The following is a 22,830-nucleotide window of genomic DNA, read 5'->3' as shown; positions in this document are numbered from 1 at the left end:
TTGCTTAGTGTCTTTTTAATTTTGAATAAATTTACAACAAAACGAAACAAAACAAAACTTTTTAATTGTTATTTTTTGAATCAAAGTGTTTTTTATGATTATTTTAATAATAATTGCTCTGTTTTTGTGAGGTATTTATGATTTTGCGCTTCTATTTTGAGAAATATTTAATAATAGTTTCGTTTCGGTTTTTGATAATTATCAAAAAATGTGATTTTAGTAGGTATTATAATAGTAGTAATCTTTATTTTTGTATAAAACGAAACCAAATGTCACTAAATATTATAGATCGCCATAAACTGATATTAGAAAAACTTGAAGCAGACGGATTTGTAAGTGTAAATGCACTTAGTGAAGAGTTTAAAGTGTCATTAGTAACAATTAGGAAGGATTTAAAACTTCTTGAAGAAAAGAAATTGCTATTTAGATCGCACGGGAAAGCCATTCTGGTTAATCCATATATTACAGAGCACTCTGTAAATATTAAGGAGAAGATTCATGCGAAAGAAAAAAGGAAAATAGGCATGGCTGCAGCAGAGTTGTTAGAAGCAAACGATAGTGTCATCATTGCTTCGGGGACTACTGTTACTGAATTTGCTAGACATATTAAACCTCTAGAAGGATTAACCGTATTAACAGCCTCACTAAATACCGCTGTGATATTAGTAAATTATAAAGAGATTAATGTAATGCAATTAGGAGGTATGGTAAGATCGAGTTCAGCCTCTGTAATTGGACCAATTGGGGAGCGCATGTTGGCGGAATTTACATTTACCAAATTATTTTTAGGCGTAGATGGTATTGATCTTGATTACGGACTTACTACTACCAATTTAATGGAAGCATCTTTAAATAAAGAAATGATAAAAGCTTCTCAAAAAATTATAGTATTGGCAGATTCATCAAAATTCAATAAAAAAGGATTTGGCAGAATTTGTGGTCTTGAAGATGTCGATCAAATTATTACAGATTCTGGGATCGATGAACGCACTAAAAATAAATTAATAGATATGGGTATGGAATTAATTATTATTTAATTTTTTACCATATATACATGTCTTAAGAACGGGTGTACCTCTTTTTTTATAATAGCATAGGTTTTATAGTGTATACAGAAGTCTCTGTGAGCGATACAATTTAGATGCTTCTTATAATTATCCCTAAACAAATACTTTACATAAGCTTAATCTTATAGGTTCTTGAAGTTGTTAACTTTGAAAAAAGTTAACCCAACCACTTACATGAGTCAGCAAACAGAGCTTGATTTCGATAATCTCTTCAACACGCATTGGAGCGGGCTGTATGTTTATGCTTTCAACATTACAAAAAATCAAACGGTTTCTGAAGATATTGTACAGGAGGTTTTTCTGGATTATTGGCGCAGATCGTGTACTACTAATATTACTCATGTAAAAGCTTATTTATATCAGGCGGTAAAATACCAATGTATAAGTGAATTAAAAAAATCAAAGTTTACTTCAGTAGATTTACAGTATATTGAAGCGTTATTTTTACAAGAGGAGCTCCCGACTGAATTGACTTACGATACTAAAATTTTAAGTGCACTAGAACGTATTATAGAGGAGGCTTTACCTTCAAAATGTAAGGAAATTTTTAAACTTAGGTATTATGATGATGTTAGTCCTAGAGATATTGCAAGTCGTTTAAATTTGTCTATAAGTACAGTAGAAAATCAATTGTACAAAGCGCTTCGTATTTTAAGATCACACTCCGATCTTAATCTTAAAATAAGTATGCTTATTTTAATTCATCATTACTCAGCCATGTGTTAACGTTAATTCAGCGTTAAAAACTTTAAGCAATCGTTAAGCCTTAAAAAATACGTAGGTGTATTTTTAAATATAGATACTTAGTAGAAAACAGAGTATTTATGACTGATAACGAATTTAAAGCTTTACTTAACAAATATCAAAAAGGGACGACTTCAGAAAAAGAGTCTTTGGTGATAGAACGTTATTTAGAAAAGTTTCAAAATGAAGGCCTACAAGAAGCAGATGTTACGTATAATCTTGCCATAAAGAATAATATCTATTCTAAAATTTCTAAAAAGAAAGAAAAAGTTCGTGTATTCAATTTTAGAACGGTAGCCGCAGCTATGGTTTTATTATTGGTGTCTTCATCTATTATATATTATTTCAATAAGAATTCAGATTACATAGAAGTTATTGCACATAAAGGAGAACAGTCTAAAGTTCTTTTAAGTGATTCTTCTGTAGTGTATTTAAATTCAGGAAGCTCATTAAAATATCCTAAAACATTCAAGTCAGATTCACGAGAAGTGATGTTAGAAGGGGAAGGTTTTTTTATAGTTAAATCTAATCCAAAGAAACCTTTCATTGTAACATCGGCTGCGTTTAAAACTCAAGTGTTAGGAACTCAGTTTGTCGTCTCAAATTATAATAGTATTACGCCTTCTGTTACGGTTAGCTCTGGTAAAGTACAAGTAACTAATATAAAAGATCCTGAACAATCGGTTCTGTTAGTTAAAAATGAACGCGTACAGTGGTCTGAAGAGACAAATAAGTTTCTTAAAACTCATGTGCAAGCCACAAGATATACTGCTTGGGTAGATGGGTCTATTGTATTTAATACATCAAATTTAATCGAGGTTGTAAATATTTTAAATCAGAGATTCGATAAGGATATTATAATTACATCAGACGTCTATTTAGATTGTACAATTAGTGGTACATATAAGAATAAATCATTAGCAGATATTTTAGAGAGTCTACATTTTATCTACGATATCAAGTATAAACATATTAATAATAAAACTATAGAAATTACCGCAAAACCTAGTAAAAACTAAAGCCTATGTGAAAATTAGACCAAAAAAAGCTCGATAAAGGGTGCAACCAATATCGAGCGGAGTTAAACTAATCCGTAAAAATTAATTTAAATATCAAATATATTCAAAATATGTATTTTGTTTCAAAAAAAAGTATAAAACCATTACAATTGGCAATTGTATACTTCTGTATTTGTTGTGTTCAGGTTATTCATGCAACAACTTTAATGCCAAATATTAAAGACGACACCGTAGTGGTGTTAAATCTTAAAAATGCAACTATAATTCAGGTTTTCGAATCTATAGAAAACCAAACTTCTTTAGATTTTATCTTTTCCGATGAGGTTAGAAAAATTAAAAAAACCATTTCATTTTCTAATACTACAGAGCGTGTCTCTACAGTGTTAAACCAATTGGCAGACCAAATGCAAATTGGATATAGTATTTCTAATAATATAGTCTCTGTAAAAATTGAAAATAAGCTAGAGGTACAACAGCAAATCTTATGTAAAGGTATGGTGGTTGATGTTAATAATTTTCCGCTCCCAGGTGTAGATGTTTTAGTTAAAGGCACTAATGTAGGCACAATCACCGATTTTGATGGAAATTTTGAAATTTTAGCTACACCTAATACAGATGTGTTACTTTTTAATCATATCGGGTACGATCAACAAGAGATTAAAGCGACGTCGTATAACAAAGTTATATTGGTAGAGAATATTACTGGGCTAGATGAGGTTCTGGTTATTGGATACGGTCAGCAAAAGAAAAGGGATGTTACAGGAGCAGTATCTTCAATAAATCAGAAAGATTTTGAGGAGATTCCAGTGTCAAATCCATTAAGTGCAATGAAAGGAAAAGTCGCTGGTGTAGATGTATTCAATTCAAGTAATGAGCCAGGTAGTTCTGTTAATATTAGTATTCGTGGAAATAACTCTATAGGAGCAGATAATAGTCCGTTAATTGTTTTAGATGGTATTCCTATAAATACAGGTTTTGATGAGATTAATCCAAATGATATAGCATCTATGGAAATTCTTAAAGATGCTTCTGCAACAGCAATTTATGGGTCTCGAGCATCAAACGGCGTTATTCTTATCACGACTAAACGTGGTAAATCTGGAAAAACTCGTATTGCTTTTACTTCATTTTACGGGTTAACAACACCAATTAATAAATTAGATTTAATGAATGGAGAAGAGTTTGCTCAATTAAGACGTGAAGCAAACCGAACGGTATCAGACAACGAGATTTACCCAGACGATGAAGATATTTTTGATAATATTGCTTTAGCATCTCTTGCAAATGGTACAGATACAGATTGGCAAGATTTTACTTATCATCCTGGAAGTAAAGAAAATTATCAGTTGTCCATTAACGGAGGAAAAGAGCAGACACAATTTGCGACGTCTTTAAATTTTTATCAAGAAAAAGGAATTGTAGATCATGCAAATTACCAACGGGGATCTATAAGAATCAACTTAGATCATAAAGTCAATCAATTTAAAATAGGAGTGTCTTCTTTTTTAAGCCGATCTAAACAAAATGTTGTTCAGAACGATTTGTAAGATAATGTGTTAAGATTAAATCCGCTAGGTATTCCTTATAATGATGATGGTACTGCAAGATTTAGACCGACTAACGATGAAAGTCAGCGAGTAAACCCGTTGTCAGATTTACAAAATTCTGTAGACGAGCGTTATGTAACTCATGTGTTTGCAAGTATCTATGGAACATATAATTTTAACGATCATTTAAGTTACAGATTAAATATTGGACCAGATTTAGAAATAGGAAATCGCGGGTATTTTTATGGTAGTGAGACAACAAACAATCAGGGTGGTTTATCTACTGCAGGTGTAAGTGATTCTGATGTGTTTTCATTTACTATCGAAAACATATTAAATTATGCTAATACATTTAACGATAAGCATGAGTTTTCAGCAACGGCTGTACACAGTTTTCAAACTCAAACAACTAAAAGTAGTTATACCAATGTTTCAAACTTGCCATACGACTCTCAGTCTTATAACAATCTATCAACAGCGGGAGAAGTATCTGGAGTAGGAAGTAATTATAAACATTGGGATTTATTGTCTTTTACTGGCCGATTAAATTATCAGTTCGACGATAGATATTTGTTAACTTTTACAGCAAGAGCAGATGGATCTTCTAGATTTTCGGAAGGTAATAAATGGGGATTCTTTCCTTCTGCTGCATTAGCTTGGAGACTGTCTGAAGAGTCTTTTTTTAATGTATCTCAAGAAGCTGTTTCAGACTTAAAATTAAGAGTGAGTTATGGGGAAACAGGGAATACGGGAATAGAACCTTACCAAACCTTTAGTGTTTTAGAAAAAGTAGAATATATGTTTGGAGATAGTGGTGTTATTGGGTTTATACCTAACACGGTCTCTAATCCAAATTTAACTTGGGAAACTACTAAACAATTTAATGTGGGGTTAGACTTCGAGATTTGGAAACAAAAGTTAAGTGGTTCTATAAACTATTATGTCGCTCAAACAGAAGACCTGTTGTTACCACGTAGTTTACCTTCTAGTTCAGGGTTTTCTACCGTGTTTGAAAACATTGGATCTACAGAAAATAAAGGAATTGAAGTTAACTTGTCTATAAAAAATATTATAAATACAGATAACTTTAATTGGAATGTAGATTTAAACTTCTCTAAAAACACCAATAAAATTACAGAATTATATGGAGATGGTTTAGATGATATTGGTAATGAATGGTTTTTAGGAAATCCTATAAATGTATTTTATGACTATAAAAAAACAGGGATATGGCAGTTAGATGAAGCCGAACTTGCAGAAAGTTATGGTTTTGAGCCTGGCCAAATTAAAGTAGAAGATATAGATAATAACGGAATAATTAATGCAGACGATCGTACCATTTTAGGATCCGAAACACCAGATTGGATTGGTGGTTTAACCAATAGAATTAATTATAAAGGTTTTGGTTTCTCTTTTGTAATATACACCAGACAAAATGCTAAAACTTATTCTAGATGGTATGAAAACAATAACAGATTGGCAGGTAGATATAATAATATAGATGTAGATTATTGGACACCAGAAAATCCAACAAACGCAAATCCAAGACCAAACGTTAGCCAAGAAAGTGTATACTTAGGTTCTACCTTAACATATAAAGATGTCAGTTTTGTTCGTGTGCGTAACATAGTGTTTAGTTATTCTATACCTAATCCTGTATTAGATAGATTGAAAATAAAAGATCTGTCTTTTAATATTACAGCAGATAATCCGTTCACATTTACGTCTTACGAGGGACTAGATCCAGAATTTGAATCTGATGGAGATAGAGCCTTATATCCTTCTGTTCAAACCCTTTCAATGGGATTAAATTTAACCTTTTAACTTGCTTAAAAATGAAAAAAGAATATAAAATTTTAGCATTCCTAACCTTAAGTTTTTGTCTGTTTATAACGTCATGTAGTCTCGAAGAAGAACCTGTTTCTGAAGCGACACCAGATGTTATTTATAAAACAGCTAGTGGAATAGAAAGTGGAGTAGATGGTACATATTCTCTATTAAGAGATTTATACGGAATTCAATCCGGGTTTACACTTACAACCTTTGGAACAGATTTATTTAGGCATGGAAAAGATGGAAGCTATAAAGCGATGGATCTGTATACTTCAGAATTAAATTCATCCATGACCTATATTAATAATATATGGACCAATTGTTATTTAGGTATAAACGCTGCAAATACGGTTTTAGATAGGATAGATCTTGTTGAAGAGATTTCTGAGGCACAAAAAACAACGTTTAAAGCTGAGGTCAGATTTTTAAGAGCGCATTATTACTATTGGTTAACCTTACAATTTGGGGATGTGGTTTTAAAAGAAAATGAAACTACAGGAGTAGAAACCGATGGCGTAAGAACATCTAAAGAGACTATTTGGGAATTTATGAAAACTGATACCGAATTTGCTGTTGAAAATTTGGAATGGACAGCATCAGAAACTGGCCGTATAACTAAAGGAGCGGCATTACATCAATTAATAAAAATAAACTTATTAATGAATGATTATGCATCTGCGGAAAGTCATGGCATTGAACTTATAGAAAATGGCCCTTACCAATTGCAAAATACATATGCAGATGTTTTTGAATATGATAATCAGGTAAACAGTGAAATCATTTTTGCTGTTCAATATGGTACAGATGTGTTAAGTAATGGAAGTGGTAATCAAGGTCACTTATATTTTACACCGGCTTACGATTTGTATGCAGGATTAACAAGAGATGTAACCCAAGGCGGACGACCATTTACACGATTTAGACCAACCGAATTTTATAGAAATCTTTTCGAAGAAAACGATTCCCGATTCGATGAAACGTTTAGATATACTTGGACTTACAATAACGAAGAGTCTTTACCTGAAGGAGCGGCCATAGGCGATACTGTTATTTGGGAAGCCGAAGATGGCACATATTCTAAAATAGCTCCAAATACAGATTTGATGCATTGGGGGATGAAAAAACATGACGACCCAACACGAGCAAGTTTTCAAGATCAAGCCGGGTTTAGAGACTTTTTTGTAAGTCGTTTGTCAGAAACGTATTTACTGCTGTCAGAAGCATTACTGTATCAAGGCAAACAAGAAGAGGCAGCAAACTACATTAATATTGTAAGAGCAAGAGCGGCTAAATCTAATACAGAGTTAGAAACTATTTCTGCTAGCGATGTCACTCTAGATTTTATTCTAGACGAACGTGCAAGAGAGTTAGGAGGAGAAGAAATGCGTTGGATGGATTTAGTAAGAACCGGTAAATTAGAAGAGCGTGTAAAAGCATATAATCCTAATGGAGCCAATAACATTCAAAGCTATCATACACTGAGACCCATTCCGCAGTCTCAAATAGATTTAAGTGATGTAGAATTTCCACAAAACCCAGGATACTAAAATGAAAAAAAATATACTTTTTTTGTTAGCTGTAACAGTTATAAGCTTAACAAGTTTTGCTCAAAATACAAAGTTAGATAGTTTAATTGCTAATTACCATAATCAACATTATGTGTTGTCTGTAGCGCATAGAGCTGTGCATGATACATATCCTGAAAATTCATTAGAGGCTATTAGAGAAGCTATAAGAATAGGAGTTGATATTGCTGAATTAGATTTAAGAGAAACTAAAGATGGTAAACTTATTATAATGCACGATGGTACTTTAGATCGAACCACTAATGGGACCGGAATTGTTAAAGATCTAAAGTGGAAAGATTTAAAAGACTTAAAGCTTAAAATAGGAGATAGTATAACTAATGAAAACATACCAACCTTAGAAGATGTTTTTAAGCTAGCTAAAGGTAATATTTTGTTAGACCTAGATTTTAAAGCAAAGAGCGAGCGTGCTATTAAAAACACTTATAAGCTGATCAAGAAAAAAGGAATGCAAAAGGAAGTGATTTTCTATTTGTACGATTATAAAAAAGTTCCGATGGTTTATGCATTGAATCCAGATGTGAAAATTATGCCAAGAGCATATTCTGCAGCAGATGTAGAAAACATTTTAAAATTTGATTATGTCACGGTTATTCAAGTTGATGATCGGTTTTATACAGATGAGTTGTTGAAAAAAGCATTCGATAAAGGGATGCGTGTATGGGTAAACGCATTAGGAGATTATGACGATCTAGAACGTTTAGAAAAATATACAGGTTTCGAAAAATGTTTTGATAAAAAATACATTAACATAATTCAAACCGATTTTCCACAACAACTTTTAGATTATTTAAATATGAAAGGATACAGAAATTAAAAACATTATTATTTGTTTGATTTTTTTTCATTTGGACTCTGTGAATATTTAGTTATTCATGGAGTCTTTTTTTTTACCTGTTGTTTGTATAGTATTTAAAGTTAAAAGTATTTTAAATTTTAAGGTATTCATTTTGTTCGCAAAAACATAAAGATGTTTAATGCTATAAAAAGATAGTAAGTCTATATCTATTTAAAATCATTGGCACATATGTTACAATCTGATACATAATTTCTAGAAAGGCACATGTGTACGAGGTATTAGGAACATGTGTATATATGTAATTTTTAAGACTAATGTACATTTGGTTATGTCTAATTTCATCTTATCATTTGCCAATTAGTTTAGTCGCTCTGCTTATAAAATTATACGAAGTGTTTTGGAGGTGATTTTTCAGATGATTAATTATTGAAAATATTTAAAACCCATTAGAATGAATACGAATTATGAAACGCGTTACGCCTCAAGCCCGAGTACTGTAAAGACTTACGATACTGAAGCTTTAAGAGCCGAATTTTTAATAGATAATTTAATGCAGGACGGAACAATTAATTTAACCTATACGCATTATGATCGTTACATTGCAGGTTCTGCAGTACCCACCTCAGTAGCCTTAACATTAGAAACCATAGATCCTTTAAAAGCGGAATATTTTTTAGAGCGTAGAGAATTGGGTATTATCAATGTAGGCGGAAACGGAACTGTAACGGGAATCTGAATACTTTGATTCTGAGTTAGGAACAGCAGTAGTTGCACCAAAAGGGGTTATGACAGCCTCAGATTACTATGTTACAGATCTGACAGATCGTAGTAATCTGTATGCACAACTTAAAGTGAATGATAATAAAGTCGTATATTACGCTGGTTTAGCTTGGAAAGAGTCACAACAATATCCAACAAAAGCCTCATGGGAAGCTTATTTAAGTGAATTTTCACAAAAAATAAATGCACCATTAGAAGTTACATATAATAAATAAGAACAAAACTAATTGAAAGCGGTTTCAAAATTTAGGTTTTGAAACCGCTTTCTGTTTTTAAGATTATAAATAACTTAATAACTATTCTCGTTATAAATCACATTTTCTTTAATAAGAATATCTATTGGTAGATATATTTTATGATTTGGTATAACGTTCTTAACCAAATAATCGTTCATTAATTTAATCGCATTATAGCCCTGATCAAATGGTTTTTGAGAGATTAAAAATGAAACAGAATCATGCATTAAACACTCAATGTTTTGAGGTGTATTATCAAAACCAATCAATTCTAATGCATTTAGATATTGATCTGAAATACAATCAACAATCATGTGTATCCGACTAGAAGGCACAAACACACCCTTTATATTTGGATGTTCGTTTAAAAACGAATTTATTTTTGTTTGCCTTGTCGCTTTGGAATCCTGACTCTCAATTTCAAGCGTTAAAATATTATGAGACATTTTATTTTTTAAAAAATAGTTTTTAAAACCTTCAATACGTTTAAATACAGCATTATTAGAGGTAATATTTTTTCGGGATTGAATGATTAAAAACTGAGAAGTTTCAAGTGTTTTAGGTTGTATCAATTTGGCAGCAATATAACCAGCTGTAAAGGAATCTTGTCCCACAAATGATAAATTGTTAAAGCCTTCAATTTCAATATTTAAGAATATGTAAGGAATGTTTTGTGCTTCTAAAATAGTGACAATTTCTTTGGTTTCATTATAAAAGCTTGGTGCGATTATAAAGGCTGAAGGCTGTTCTTTTAAAAGCTTGTGAAAGGTTTCTAAATAAGACTCTGGTTTCTGTTGGTTGTATGTTTGAGTGTGTACTTGAGTGCCGAAGGTTTTAACATCTTCAGCAGCTTTTGTAATACCTAAATGAGGTGATTTCCAAAACAAATCGGACTTATTATTTACGGGAATTAAAGCCGCAATAGTAAATTTATTTTTTAATGCCAGTGCACTCGCTACAGGATTAACACTAAAATTATAAGCTTTTATAATAGCTTTAACTTTTTCTTCTGTTTTTTTAGAAACGCCACCACGATTATGTAAAACCCGATCTACGGTGCCTTCGGATACATGAGCTTCTTGAGCGATTTCTTTTATGGTTTTCATATAAAGGGATAAAAAATAGGTTTTAAATCACATCTCTATTTCATAAGATTTGTGACGTTTAAAATATTTGATAAATATATATAACATTTTTGTGTGCGCACACGAATTTTTATTATTTTTTTGTGTGCGCACACGAAATGTGTGTTTCGCAATAATTTACAGTAAAAATAGTAATATCTAAATATATGAGTAAAGTAGTAGTAGTAACTGGAGCAGGTGGTGTATTATGCAGCACTTTAGCAAAGGCTTTGTCTAAACAAGGTCATAAAATAGCAGTTTTAGATTTAAAGAAAGAAGCAGCTGATGCTGTGGCAGAAGAGATTAAAGCCGATGGCGGAATTGCTATTGGTGTTGTTGCAAATGTCTTAGAAAAGGATTCTTTAGAAGCTGCTAAATTAGAGGTTAATGAAAAATTAGGCTCTTGTGATATTCTTGTCAATGGAGCAGGAGGGAATCATCCGCTAGGCACAACTTCTAATCCTCACTTATTAGAAGCTGATTTGGAAAATACAACAGAAGGTTTTAAGACTTTTTTTGATTTAGATCCTAAAGGAATTGAATTTGTATTCAACTTAAACTTTATAGGGACGTTATTACCAACTCAAATTTTTGCTAAAGATATGGTGGGAAAACCAGGATGTAGTATTTTAAATATTTCATCTATGAATGCTTTTACACCATTAACTAAAATTCCAGCTTATAGTGGAGCAAAAGCAGCGGTCTCTAATTTTACACAATGGTTAGCCGTACACTTTTCTAAGGTTGGTATTCGTGTCAATGCTTTAGCCCCAGGATTTTTTCTTACAGATCAAAACAGAACCTTATTAACTAACGAAGACGGAAGTTTAACACAACGTGGTCAGCAAATTATTGATCAGACGCCTATGGGGCGCTACGGTGTACCAGAAGATTTAGTAAGTACAACCTTATATTTATGCGATGAAAAATCTGCATTTGTTACGGGAGTTGTAATTCCTATAGATGGTGGATTTAGTGCATATAGTGGTGTTTAATAATAAAATAGAATAACATGGAACAAACATGGCGTTGGTACGGTCCGAACGATCCCGTATCCTTATCAGATATAAAACAAGCAGGTGCAACAGGAATTGTTAATGCATTACATCATATTCCTAATGGAACCGTTTGGAGTGTAGATGAGATTACAAAACGAAAAGAAGCCATTGAAAAAATGGGATTAACATGGAGCGTGGTAGAAAGTATTCCGGTTCATGAAAATATAAAAACACGTTCTGGTAATTTTAAAGAATACATTGAAAATTATAAGCAAAGTATTAAGAATTTAGCAGCATGTGGTGTTAAGATTGTATGTTACAATTTTATGCCAGTTTTAGACTGGACCCGTACAGATTTAGCTTTTGAAGTAGAAGACGGTTCTAAAGCTTTGCGTTTTGATGTGGTGGCATTTGCCGCTTTTGAATTGTATTTATTACAGCGTCCAGGTGCCACAGAAGACTATTCAGAGACATTACAAGCAGAAGCTAAAGCTTATGTTGAAACATTGTCTGAAGACGAAAAACAGAAGCTAATAAATAATATTATTGCAGGTTTACCTGGAGCAGAAGAAGGTTATACGCTAGAGCAGTTTCAAGCTATTTTAGACACCTACGCTAATATAAATGCACAGCAATTAAAAGCAAATTTAGTTGCTTTTTTAAAGGAAATTATTCCAATAGCATCAGAAAATGGTGTCTTAATGTGCATTCACCCAGACGATCCACCATATCAAATTTTAGGACTACCAAGAGTGGTGAGTACAGAAGCAGATTATGCTTATTTATTCGAACAAGTTCCAGATAGAGCTAACGGAATTACATTTTGTACGGGATCTTTAGGTGTAAGAGCAGATAACGATTTACTAAGCATTTTTAAACGTTTTGCAAATCGGGTACATTTTCTACATTTTAGAAGTACACAGCGCGATGCTAAAGGAAATTTTCATGAAGCGAACCATTTAGAAGGCGATGTAGATATGTTTGGTTTAGTTAAAGAAGTTGTTATTGAAGAGCGTCGTAGAACAGCCGCAGGAATGGAAGATGCAATTATTCCGATGCGTCCAGATCATGGTCATCAAATGTTGGATGATTTACATAAAAAAACGAATCCAGGATATTCAGGAATAGGTAGATTAAGAGGTTTGGCTGAGTTAAGAGGGTTAGAGTTAGGAATAAAAAAATCTCTTTAAGGATTAAAATTTTTAAGCTATGAGTACAAGTTTTATTCACGACAACTTTTTATTAGAAAATAAATACGCTGAAGAATTATATCATAATTATTCAAAAAATCAGCCTATTATAGATTATCATAACCACTTGTCGCCTCAACAAATTGCAGACGATGTTACCTTTGAGAATATCACTAATGTTTGGATTAAAGGGGATCATTACAAGTGGCGAGCCATGCGTACTTTAGGGATAAAAGAAGAATTTATAACAGGGAACAGTTCAGATAAAGATAAGTTTCTAAACTGGGCAAAAACGGTACCCTATACTATGCGTAATCCGCTATATCATTGGACGCATTTAGAATTAGCAAGATACTTCGATATTACAGAATTATTGAATGAAAAATCGGCTGAAAAGATATGGGATGAAACCAAGATGAAATTAAATTCTGGAGCGTATAGCTGTAGGGGATTATTGAAAAAGGTAAATGCAGAATTGGTTTGCACCACTGAAGATCCTATTGACTCTTTAGAATACCATCATCAATTATCACAAGAGAATTTTGGAGTGAAAGTTAGTACAGCTTTTAGACCTGATAAAGCTATATTTATTTCTCACGAAGGTTATAATGAGTATTTAATTGCTTTAGGTGGATCAGCGGGAGTTCATATAAATTCATTTTCCAGTTTATGTGATGCTTTAATTAAAAGAATTCATTTTTTTCATGACAGTGGTTGTCGATTATGTGACCACGGTTTAGATAAAATGTATTTTGAAAACTATACAGAAAATGAAGTAGACTCCATTTTAAAGCAGCAATTAGAAGGTAAAGCGATTACAAGTTTAGAAGCAGCAAAGTTTCAAACTGCAGTACTAGTATTTTTATGCGAAACCTATCATGAATATGGTTGGGTGCAACAATTTCATTTAGGAGCACTTCGTAATAATAATAAGCGAATGCATACACTTTTAGGTCCTGATACAGGTTGGGATTCTATTGGTGATTATTCGCAAGCAGAAAAATTATCTGCTTTTTTAAATGCTTTAGATAGTAAAGATAAATTAACCAAAACCATTATTTATAATTTGAATCCAGCTGATAATGAAGTTATGGCGACTATGATTGGAAATTTTAACGATGGTAGTGTGAGAGGAAAAGTACAATGGGGTTCTGGTTGGTGGTTTTTAGATCAAAAAGATGGAATGACTAAGCAATTGAACACGCTTTCTAATATGGGCTTAATTAGTTGTTTTATAGGAATGCTAACAGATTCTAGAAGTTTCTTATCATTTCCTAGACATGAATATTTTAGACGAATTCTTTGTAATCTTTTAGGAGATGAAATTAAACGCGGAGAATTACCAAACGACATGGAATGGATTGGTAAAATGGTGTCTGATATTAGCTACAATAACGCCAAAAATTATTTTGAATTTTAATAAAAAATATAGCCAATTAATATCTCCGATTAACTATTAAAATCAATATTGCTTATATGTAAACAGAACTATTGATCTGTCTTTTTAAAGCGCATATTCAATAGTTCTGTTTTAGTTTAAGTAATGTATGTAAATTAATTAAACAATTTAATTAATGCTGTAAAAGCGATTATTACACTTTTAGATCATGTCAAATAATGAATGTTCGTTATATTGTTGTTGTTCACGAAGTTTCATCTCGTAAGCTTCTTGTTGTTTGTTATAAGAGTCTTTTATTCTGTTATACGACGTTTTGGGCCAATTATATGAGGTTGTGGTTTTTTCTTGATTACAACCAATTAATAAGTTAAAAGTATAATGTTTCGTTGCTTTTAAAAATATAGAAAATGGCATTTCATTAGTTTTGTTTACCAGATCTACAGGTATATCTTTTAAATTAATTTCTAAGTCACCATCAAAAAGTGAATAATTTTCATGTTCAATGGCTGTATTATTTAGTACTGTTTTTTGGGCCTCAGAAACCGGTTTTATAGTGATGCATTTACGACCAATTTTAAAATTTATACGTAAATTTTCTTCAGAATTAGTGTATACTTTATAATGTAGAACTGCTTTTATAGGCACGTATCCTTTCGGAATCTTCATAGTATGTACTGTAAGAATATCAGGAGTGAAAGTAGAAATTTTTTCATCATCACTAACTTGTTCTTGATGTTCAAAAGACATTCTAAGATGTTTTCTGCACGGAATAGACTGCATTATTTTTTCCGATGTAGTTGGTGTTTCAAAATGTTCAGGAATTAATAATTTTATAGTTCCTTTTTTTAATCTGTCGTATAATCTATTAACCTCTGTCGCTTTTTTTAAAGCTGCCTTTTTAGGAGGTCCAGAGGAAATGTCGCGAAATAAGTTGTCAATGGCTATCATAATGCAAAGAGATAAAAGGTTAAATATGATTATTGAAATTCGCTAAACATGTATAATAGTTTAATGTATTAATTGTGTTAGTGTGATTTGAATTCTCTAATCATGAGTAATGTTTGTCATAAGTAAAATTTTATTCTACCTAAATTTACAGATAAATATTTATATAAGTACTGAAATTCATGTATTTAACTTTTAATTGTGTGCGAAATCTGCAATACAAAATGTTATGATATATTCTCCTACAAATTATTATAAGGAATAGTGTATTTAAATTTTAAAACTAAAATACACTAAACATTATGCATATAATTAAGACTGTTCTGTTAGGGTGTTTGAGAGTGATTTTTATTGCAAATGTTTCTAAAGATTTTAAATAGGTTAATTAAGTAACGCGTTTTTTCTTACATTTTGTCAGAATTGTTTGGTATTAATCACATAATTAAATTATTTACAACCCAATTATTTATAATAATGAATTTTTAATTCTGATTTATTAATTAAATCGATGATTGCTTATATTTTAAGAAAAGAATAGGTAGTTTTAGAGTCAATTTGTCAATGACTTGAATGATAATACATAATTACGATAATGAAGATATACTTATACATAGGTTAAAAGTAGGCGATGAAGTCGCCTATAAACATCTATACAAGTTGTATTATTCAGAATTGTGTCATTATATAAGTACTATTTCTGGAAGCATGGATGTGTCTAAAGATATCGTACAACAAGCTTACATTAAAGTTTGGAATAAAAGAGAATCCTTAAGTATAGACTATTCCTTAAAAAAGTACATGTTTAGGATTGCCTATAATCTATTTATAGATTTAACGCGAGAACACACACAAAAAAATCTTCTTATAGAGCAGTTAAAATACGAAGTAGTTAATGAGATGGTTGAATCTCCTGTAGTTGATTTCGATAAAATGCTACAACTTCTAATCACCGAAGTCGATAAATTACCAGAACAATGTAAAAAGGTGTTTTTACTGGGTAAAAAAGACGGTTTAAAATATAGAGAAATATCTGAAGAGCTCAATATCTCTATTAAAACTGTAGAGCGACATATGACTAAGGCTTTAAAAAGACTTAGAGAAAATTTAAAAGACAGCTCAGAATCTCTGTTTTTACTCATTACTTATTTAAAGAAAGATTTCTTTTTAAAAAACTAATTGCATTTTATTTAAAAATATTATCAATATAGAGTGGGGGTGTTTAAGAAATAATACGTCTAAGCTATATATGTATAATATTTTTGTTAAAAATGAAAGAATTTAACGCTAAAAAAACCATAGTAAAGTATTTAGATTCTGAAGCTACAGCTTTAGAAAAAGCACAGCTATACAAATGGGTTGAAACAAAAAAGAATCAAAAAATTTTTAAAGAGTTTGTTAAAGCACAACAACTTCTAGATTTAGAATATAAAAGTGTAGACTCAGATTCTGCATTCAACGATTTCTTAACTAAAATACATAAGGATAAAAAAGAGCGTCAATTAAAAACCTTCATTCCTTACCTTAAATATGCCGCTATATTAATAGGTGTTTGTTTTGCATCATTTTACTTTTTAAAACAAGATCGCTTAAATGATATTCAACTTGATCCCAATCAAGTGACATTACAAATTCTTAATGACAAGAACGAATCTATAAACTTGATAGAAGATAAGGTTATTACTTCAAACGGAGAACACGTAGCCGTTATGCAGGAAGGTATTTTAAAATATACTCAAACTACAGTCACAGCTAATTATTACCAAAATGTATTAACGGTGCCTTACGGAAAAACCTTCAAAGTTATTTTATCAGACGGGTCTCAAGTACACTTAAATTCTGGATCTACTTTAAAATATCCAAATGCCTTTAATAAAGATGAAGCTAGAAGTGTGTACTTAGAAGGAGAAGCTTATTTTGATGTGGCTAAAGATAAATCACAATCATTTTTAGTGGCTTCAAAACGCAGTGTAGTTAAAGTGTATGGAACGCAATTTAACGTCTCTTCTTATTCAGGCGAATGTCATACAGAAATAGTATTGGTTGAAGGGTCTGTAGGAGTTAAACAAAATAAGGCGTTGCATGATGCAGATAATTATCAACTAATAACACCTTCGCAAAAGGCTTCGCTTAGACCAAATTCTGATGCTATCGAAATTACAAATGTAAATGTTGAAAACTATATAGGGTGGACTAAAGGCATACTAGTCTTTGAAAACGAACGCTTTGATGATATTACAAAAACCTTAGAACGCCATTATAATTTATCGATAAATAATCATTTTGACGACATAAATACATTGCGATTTAATGGAAGCTTCCAAAATGATAGTATCGAACAGATCTTAAATACAATTAAAATGCACACAAACTTTTCTTATGTAAGAAAAGGGAAGACAATAACAATTACTAATCCTTAACCTTAATGATATGACTTTATAAACATGAGATGTAACGTTTTTAAGAAATTCAAATGCATTTGAATTTATAACCGCCTTAAAACGGATACAGATTTCTTCTTTCAAGAAAAAAACGAATTTCCAACCTAAAAATTATTAATAGCTTTATGAAAAGAAAACTACACAAAATAAAAAGACCAAATATTACGCTGGTTACAAAAGCATCCTTTTTAATACTTCTGCTTTTTGTCACTCATGTAAATGCAACAGTTTTAAAATGTCAAAACGAGATGGTGTCTGTTAATTTAAAAAACAAGCCCCTCGATAAAGTATTCGAAACCATAACTAAATCTTCAGGGTATCGTTTCTTTTACGAAACTTCAGAAATAGATGTTCATAAAAAAATAAACTTAGAATCCGATAAAGTGCGTTTGTCAGAATTATTGCGCGAATTATCAGAGAATTCTAATTTAAATTATAGTATCACGTCCAATCAAATAGTGGTTACCAAAAAACTTCACGATTTAAATGAGGTAGATACTTCAGAAAAGAAAGCTGTTGAAGCAGTTCCAAATATTTTAAAAGGTACCATTGTAGACGACACAGGATTTCCTCTTGCAGGAGCTACGGCCCATATTAAAGGTACAGGTACAGGTGTAATTTCTGATATTGACGGAAATTTTGAATTAGAATTACCTACTGGTGAAGTTATTATTATTGTGTCTTTTGTTGGGTACCAAACACAGCAAGTAAATGTAACAGATAAATCTTCTATAACAATAACATTACTTCCAGACGCCGCTGCTTTAGACGAAGTGATTGTGGTGGGTTATGGTTCTTTATCTAAAAAAAGAGTAACAGGTGCAGTTGCCTCTGTATCTCCAAGTGCTATTGCAGATATTCCAGTAGTTAGCGTAGAAAATGCTATTGTAGGACAGGTTGCTGGGGTGCAAGTTCAAGAAGTTTCTGGAGAACCAGGATCTAGTCCTAATATACGTGTGCGTGGTTCAGGATCTATTTCTGCAGGTAACGATCCGTTATTTGTGGTAGACGGTATTCCAATATCTAAAAACTTAACCACTTTAGGAATTCAAGGAGATTTAGAGAGACGAGGCGGTTCTTTTCAAGCGCCACCTGTAAATCCATTAGCTACAATTAATCCTAATGATATTGCGTCTATAGAAATTTTAAAAGATGCTTCTGCAGCAGCCATTTATGGTTCTAGAGGTGGTAATGGTGTGGTATTAATTTCTACCAAAAGCGGAACAGCTTCAGACAAAGGCAGATTGTCTTTCGATACGTTTTATACCGTACAAAGTGTTGCAAATAAGGTCGATTTAATGAACTCTGAAGAATTAATAGACTATACAAGAGACTCAAGAAACAATGCGTATTTATCTGATAATCCAGATGCGTCTGCAGATGATCCAATGGGACCTGGAGATAGAGATAATGAAAATTATGAAATGCCTGAATCTTTTTTAAACTGGGATGGAACAGATACCGATTGGCAAGATTTAATTTTTAAAACAGGATCTATTCAGAGTTACAACTTGTCTTACGATACACCGCTTTCTAATAAAACAAGTTATCACGCTTCTGGAGGATACTTTAAGCAAGAAGGAATAATTCCAAATTCTAGTTTCGAACGTTATAATTTAATGCTAAATTTAAATTCTAAGTTAAATGATAAATTTACTTTAGATCTTAGAATTACACCAACCATTACAGAAAATCAAAGACAACCCGCTTCAGCACCTTATTTTGCTAGACCTCCTGGAATTGTATATTCTGCTTTGGTGCAATCTCCAACAGTGAGTCCTTATAATTCAGACGGATCTCCTAATCAAACTAATAACCAATCTCATTTGGGTGGTGGTACTACAACAGCGAGTAATCCGCTTGCCATAATAGATGCTATAGACGATAAATTATTTCAATTTCAAACCAGAGCATCTTTAGGTTTATCTTACGAAATTCAACCTGGCTTAACATTAAAAACATTTGGAGGGTCTTACGTAAACCTATACAACAGAGATTTTTATAGAGCAAACACATTATTGTACAGAGAAGCAACAGAAGGCGAATCGTATGCGCAAGCGTCATCTTCTACAGAATTAAATTGGTTGTGGGAAAACACTCTAAATTGGGAAAAAGAATATGGTGTGCATTACTTTAATGCAGTTGCAGGGTATTCTGCTCAAAAAGATATCATTACAATCAAACAAGTACAAGCAGATAATTTTCCAGACGATTTAGTGCATACTATTAGTGGAGGACAAGTTTTTGCAGGAAGTTCTGCTAGAGAAGAATGGTCTTTGGCTTCAGCATTATTTAGAATGAATTATAGTTACGACGATAAGTATTTGTTTACAGGGACATTTCGTTCAGATACATCATCTAGATTCGGGAAAGACAATCAGACAGGATATTTTCCATCATTCTCTCTTGGATGGCGTGTTAGCGAAGAAGACTTTATGAGTTCTCTAGATTTTGTTTCAGAATTAAAAGTAAGATTCAGTTGGGGAGAAACTGGGAATTTCGAAATTCCTAACTACGGAGCTATCGGATTATTATCTCCTAACAACTATAATTATAGTGGAAATGAAGCCAACGGTTTAATGCAATCTACCATTCCAAACCCAGAATTAACTTGGGAAAAATCTGCGCAAACTAACGTGGGGCTTGAATTGGGTGTCATAAATAACAGAATATTTTTATTGGCAGATTATTATAGAACCATTACTTCAGACTTACTGTTAAATGTCGGTATTACTTCGGTTTCTGGTTTTGAAACCACTTTACAAAACATTGGTGAAGTTAAAAATGAAGGTTTTGAAATTGCTTTAAAGAGTAGAAATTTAGTTGGAGCATTTACTTGGGAAACAGGTCTAAATTTCTCGACAAATAAAAATGAAGTCTTGTCTCTTAATGGAGATGGAGAACCTATTTATTCTGAAGGGAGTGCCGGAATTAGACATATTACACAGGTTGGCGAAGCAATAGGAAGCTATTACGGTTACGTGGTAGATGGTATTTATCAAAATGAAGCAGATATACAAAATGCACCTGTAGATACGCAAGCACCAAATGCAGGACCTGGAGATTTTAGATTTAAAGATGTTAATGGAGATGGAGAAATCACACCAGACGATAGAACAGTTACAGGAAGCTATTTTCCAGATTTTACTTGGGGTATATCTAATAAATTCACCTATAAAGGTGTAGATTTTACATTCTTAATTCAAGGGGTAGAAGGGAACGAAGTTTTAAACTTAACATCTAGACACCTAAAAAACGGAGAGGCTAACTTTAACTCTTACGCTGTTTTTAATAACAGATGGAAATCTGAGCAGGATCCAGGAGATGGAAATATCCCTAGAGCAGATAGATTATCAGGAAATCATGGTAACAATAACAGAATATCATCCTTTCAAGTTGAAGATGGTTCTTTTATAAGATTAAGAAACATGACTTTAGGCTATACTTTACCAAGTAAAGAAGTGTTTGGAGAGTCTATAGATAGACTGCGATTCTTCGTAACAGGTACTAATTTGTTTACCATAACAGATTATTTAGGTTACAATCCAGAAGTTAGTAATAGCCCAACCAGTAGTTTAACACCTGGAGAAGATTACGGAGCTTATCCGTTAACAAAGTCTTTTACAGTGGGATTAAATCTTTCTTTTTAATTTAAAAATAATACAATATGAAAAATATATATATATGTCTTATAGCCCTAATAGCTCTGAATTCTTGTAGTGACGATTTTACAGATCTAGCTCCAATTTCTAATAGAAATGAAGCCGATTTTTATACTACAGAAAATGATTTTGTTTCAGCAATAAATGCCAGTTATGCTGGTTTGCAAGACGATGGTGTTTACGGTCGTGCTTATTGGACCATGTTCGAAATGCGTGGCGATAATACAGATCAAGGTGCAGATGGTACCGGTTTAGCAAGACAATTTACCGAAATTAATGCATTTACAGAAGATGCTTTAAACGAACAAGTTACTGCGGCATGGACAGGATCTTACTCTGTAATAGCAAACTGTAATGTTATTTTATCTAGAATTGAAGGTATAGAAATGACTGAGGCTGTTAAAACAAGAATTATAGGGGAAGCTTTATTTCTAAGATCTTTAATGTACTATCATTTAGCAGTTGCTTATGGTAATATTCCGTTACAATTAGAACCTTTTACAACAGGGGAAGAGTTAACTCAAGTCGATGCTTCAACAGTATATACCCAATTAATTATAGATTTAACAACAGCCGAAGCAAACTTAAGCTCTTCTTATGGAGCTAGCGATTTAGGACGAGCAACTAAAGGTGCAGCAGCAACTTTATTAGCAAAAGTATTATTAACTACAAATCAGAATTCTGAAGCAGTTACAGTATTGCGAAGAATACAAGCGAGCTATGGTTATAGTTTAGTAGATGATTATGCCGATTTATGGGGAGCGTCTAATGAACATAATGAAGAATCTATTTTTGAAGTTGAATATTTAGGCGGAGGAATAGGACAAGGAAGTGCTTTTACAAACGATTTCTCTCCGAGTGCTTTTCTGCAAACAGGTTCAGGTTATGGTAGAAACAGACCAACATCAGAAATGGAAACGTCTTATGTAGATGGAGATGCGCGTTTTTCATCTTCAATGGGAGCAACCTATATAAATGCAACAGGTGAAACTATTGATGCAAATTATGTTAGAAAATATGAAAGTGATCCACCAACAGAATACGATTCAGATATAAACTTTATAGTTTTTAGATATGCAGATGTATTGTTAATGCTTGCTGAAGCTTTAGGAGAAACAGATGAATCTTACAGTCTTATTAACCAAGTTAGAGATCGCGCTGGTTTAAGTCCGATAAGTGCTACAACTCCGGGAACTTTTAGCGAAAAATTATTAGAAGAAAGACAATTAGAACTGGCTTTTGAAAATCACAGATGGCCAGATTTAAAACGCTTTGGTGTCGCTGCAGAAAAAGTAAGTGAGGCAGAACCAATAATTGCCGCATCAAGTGTAAGAGACTTGTTTTTTATCCCGCAAAGAGAAATGGATATCAACACAAATTTTGTGCAAAATTCCAATTAAATAGCTCCTTATTTAGCCACCATCTAAAGTATGGTGGCTAAATTAAATTACAATTTACAAATT

At 32.3% G+C, this 22,830-nt stretch carries 14 protein-coding genes and 3 pseudogenes; 15 read left to right on the top strand and 2 right to left on the bottom strand.

Features of this window, described 5'->3' with window-relative positions:
* The first annotated feature begins 269 nt into the window (after positions 1–269).
* The 8 genes and pseudogenes from AST99_RS02770 to AST99_RS02730 form a co-directional block, all read left to right on the top strand.
* Entirely contained in the window at positions 270–1,037 is a 768-nt protein-coding gene (locus AST99_RS02770; RefSeq protein ID WP_057778890.1) for a DeoR/GlpR family DNA-binding transcription regulator, read from the top strand.
* 177 nt (positions 1,038–1,214) lie between these two features.
* Positions 1,215–1,793 (top strand): RNA polymerase sigma factor, encoded by a 579-nt coding sequence (locus AST99_RS02765; protein ID WP_157486283.1) that lies wholly within the window; start codon positions 1,215–1,217, stop codon positions 1,791–1,793.
* A gap of 98 nt (positions 1,794–1,891) precedes the next feature.
* Positions 1,892–2,830, top strand: coding sequence for a FecR family protein (locus tag AST99_RS02760; protein WP_057778885.1), 939 nt, complete (start codon positions 1,892–1,894; stop codon positions 2,828–2,830).
* A gap of 110 nt (positions 2,831–2,940) precedes the next feature.
* A pseudogene (locus tag AST99_RS18825) lies at positions 2,941–6,201 on the top strand (SusC/RagA family TonB-linked outer membrane protein).
* An 11-nt stretch (positions 6,202–6,212) separates the two neighbouring features.
* Positions 6,213–7,757, top strand: coding sequence for a RagB/SusD family nutrient uptake outer membrane protein (locus AST99_RS02745; RefSeq protein WP_057778879.1), 1,545 nt, complete (start codon positions 6,213–6,215; stop codon positions 7,755–7,757).
* A 1-nt stretch (position 7,758) separates the two neighbouring features.
* Positions 7,759–8,613 (top strand): glycerophosphodiester phosphodiesterase family protein, encoded by an 855-nt coding sequence (locus AST99_RS02740; protein WP_057778876.1) that lies wholly within the window; start codon positions 7,759–7,761, stop codon positions 8,611–8,613.
* A gap of 433 nt (positions 8,614–9,046) precedes the next feature.
* Positions 9,047–9,319: pseudogene (locus tag AST99_RS02735) on the top strand (5-dehydro-4-deoxy-D-glucuronate isomerase); the annotation flags it as partial.
* A 31-nt stretch (positions 9,320–9,350) separates the two neighbouring features.
* Positions 9,351–9,590: pseudogene (locus AST99_RS02730) on the top strand (DUF4861 family protein); the annotation flags it as partial.
* A 74-nt stretch (positions 9,591–9,664) separates the two neighbouring features.
* Here the strand turns inward: AST99_RS02730 and AST99_RS02725 are convergent.
* The gene (locus tag AST99_RS02725) at positions 9,665–10,717 is read right to left on the bottom strand and encodes a LacI family DNA-binding transcriptional regulator (protein WP_057778870.1); all 1,053 of its coding nucleotides are present in this window, start codon (positions 10,715–10,717) and stop codon (positions 9,665–9,667) included.
* 185 nt (positions 10,718–10,902) lie between these two features.
* Here AST99_RS02725 and AST99_RS02720 point away from each other — a divergent pair, with 185 nt between their 5' ends.
* Genes AST99_RS02720 through uxaC form a run of 3 tightly spaced genes read left to right on the top strand, consistent with a single transcriptional unit; the run spans position 10,903 to position 14,343 of the window.
* Positions 10,903–11,730: an SDR family oxidoreductase gene (locus tag AST99_RS02720; RefSeq protein ID WP_057778868.1), complete on the top strand. Its 828-nt coding sequence runs from the start codon at positions 10,903–10,905 to the stop codon at positions 11,728–11,730.
* 17 nt (positions 11,731–11,747) lie between these two features.
* Positions 11,748–12,923 carry a mannonate dehydratase gene (uxuA, locus tag AST99_RS02715; RefSeq protein ID WP_057778866.1) on the top strand — a complete coding sequence of 392 codons (1,176 nt, stop codon included), beginning with the start codon at positions 11,748–11,750 and terminating at the stop codon, positions 12,921–12,923.
* A 19-nt stretch (positions 12,924–12,942) separates the two neighbouring features.
* Positions 12,943–14,343 (top strand): glucuronate isomerase, encoded by a 1,401-nt coding sequence (gene uxaC, locus AST99_RS02710; protein WP_057778864.1) that lies wholly within the window; start codon positions 12,943–12,945, stop codon positions 14,341–14,343.
* 180 nt (positions 14,344–14,523) lie between these two features.
* Here the strand turns inward: uxaC and AST99_RS02705 are convergent, their stop codons facing one another.
* Entirely contained in the window at positions 14,524–15,270 is a 747-nt protein-coding gene (locus AST99_RS02705) for a hypothetical protein (protein WP_057778862.1), read from the bottom strand.
* Between the two features lie 567 nt (positions 15,271–15,837).
* On the opposite strand from AST99_RS02705, the gene AST99_RS02700 reads away from it, so the two are divergent.
* The 4 genes from AST99_RS02700 (at position 15,838) to AST99_RS02685 (ending at position 22,767) form a co-directional block, all read left to right on the top strand.
* Positions 15,838–16,443 (top strand): RNA polymerase sigma factor, encoded by a 606-nt coding sequence (locus AST99_RS02700; protein ID WP_057778860.1) that lies wholly within the window; start codon positions 15,838–15,840, stop codon positions 16,441–16,443.
* Positions 16,444–16,535: 92 nt separating this feature from the next.
* Positions 16,536–17,684, top strand: a complete 1,149-nt coding sequence (locus AST99_RS02695) for a FecR family protein (RefSeq protein WP_057778858.1) — start codon at positions 16,536–16,538, stop codon at positions 17,682–17,684.
* 146 nt (positions 17,685–17,830) lie between these two features.
* A complete protein-coding gene (locus AST99_RS02690; protein WP_057778856.1) occupies positions 17,831–21,355 on the top strand; it encodes a TonB-dependent receptor in 3,525 nt (1,174 codons plus the stop codon).
* A gap of 17 nt (positions 21,356–21,372) precedes the next feature.
* The gene (locus AST99_RS02685) at positions 21,373–22,767 is read left to right on the top strand and encodes a RagB/SusD family nutrient uptake outer membrane protein (RefSeq protein ID WP_057778854.1); all 1,395 of its coding nucleotides are present in this window, start codon (positions 21,373–21,375) and stop codon (positions 22,765–22,767) included.
* Positions 22,768–22,830: the final 63 nt, after the last annotated feature.

The sequence above is a fragment of the Formosa algae genome, assembly GCF_001439665.1.
In the GTDB taxonomy this organism is placed as follows: Bacteria; Bacteroidota; Bacteroidia; order Flavobacteriales; family Flavobacteriaceae; genus Formosa; species Formosa algae.
This window is presented reverse-complemented; position numbering and strand designations above follow the sequence as displayed.

Bases quoted from the DNA above. Each gene is read 5' to 3' on its own strand.
- AST99_RS02770 (WP_057778890.1), top strand. From the start codon at position 270: ATGTCACTAAATATTATAGATCGCCATAAACTGATATTAGAAAAACTT.
- AST99_RS02760 (WP_057778885.1), top strand. From the start codon at position 1,892: ATGACTGATAACGAATTTAAAGCTTTACTTAACAAATATCAAAAAGGG.
- AST99_RS02745 (WP_057778879.1), top strand. From the start codon at position 6,213: ATGAAAAAAGAATATAAAATTTTAGCATTCCTAACCTTAAGTTTTTGT.
- AST99_RS02740 (WP_057778876.1), top strand. From the start codon at position 7,759: ATGAAAAAAAATATACTTTTTTTGTTAGCTGTAACAGTTATAAGCTTA.
- AST99_RS02725 (WP_057778870.1), bottom strand. From the start codon at position 10,717: ATGAAAACCATAAAAGAAATCGCTCAAGAAGCTCATGTATCCGAAGGC.
- AST99_RS02720 (WP_057778868.1), top strand. From the start codon at position 10,903: ATGAGTAAAGTAGTAGTAGTAACTGGAGCAGGTGGTGTATTATGCAGC.
- uxuA (WP_057778866.1), top strand. From the start codon at position 11,748: ATGGAACAAACATGGCGTTGGTACGGTCCGAACGATCCCGTATCCTTA.
- uxaC (WP_057778864.1), top strand. From the start codon at position 12,943: ATGAGTACAAGTTTTATTCACGACAACTTTTTATTAGAAAATAAATAC.
- AST99_RS02705 (WP_057778862.1), bottom strand. From the start codon at position 15,270: ATGATAGCCATTGACAACTTATTTCGCGACATTTCCTCTGGACCTCCT.
- AST99_RS02700 (WP_057778860.1), top strand. From the start codon at position 15,838: ATGATAATACATAATTACGATAATGAAGATATACTTATACATAGGTTA.
- AST99_RS02695 (WP_057778858.1), top strand. From the start codon at position 16,536: ATGAAAGAATTTAACGCTAAAAAAACCATAGTAAAGTATTTAGATTCT.
- AST99_RS02690 (WP_057778856.1), top strand. From the start codon at position 17,831: ATGAAAAGAAAACTACACAAAATAAAAAGACCAAATATTACGCTGGTT.
- AST99_RS02685 (WP_057778854.1), top strand. From the start codon at position 21,373: ATGAAAAATATATATATATGTCTTATAGCCCTAATAGCTCTGAATTCT.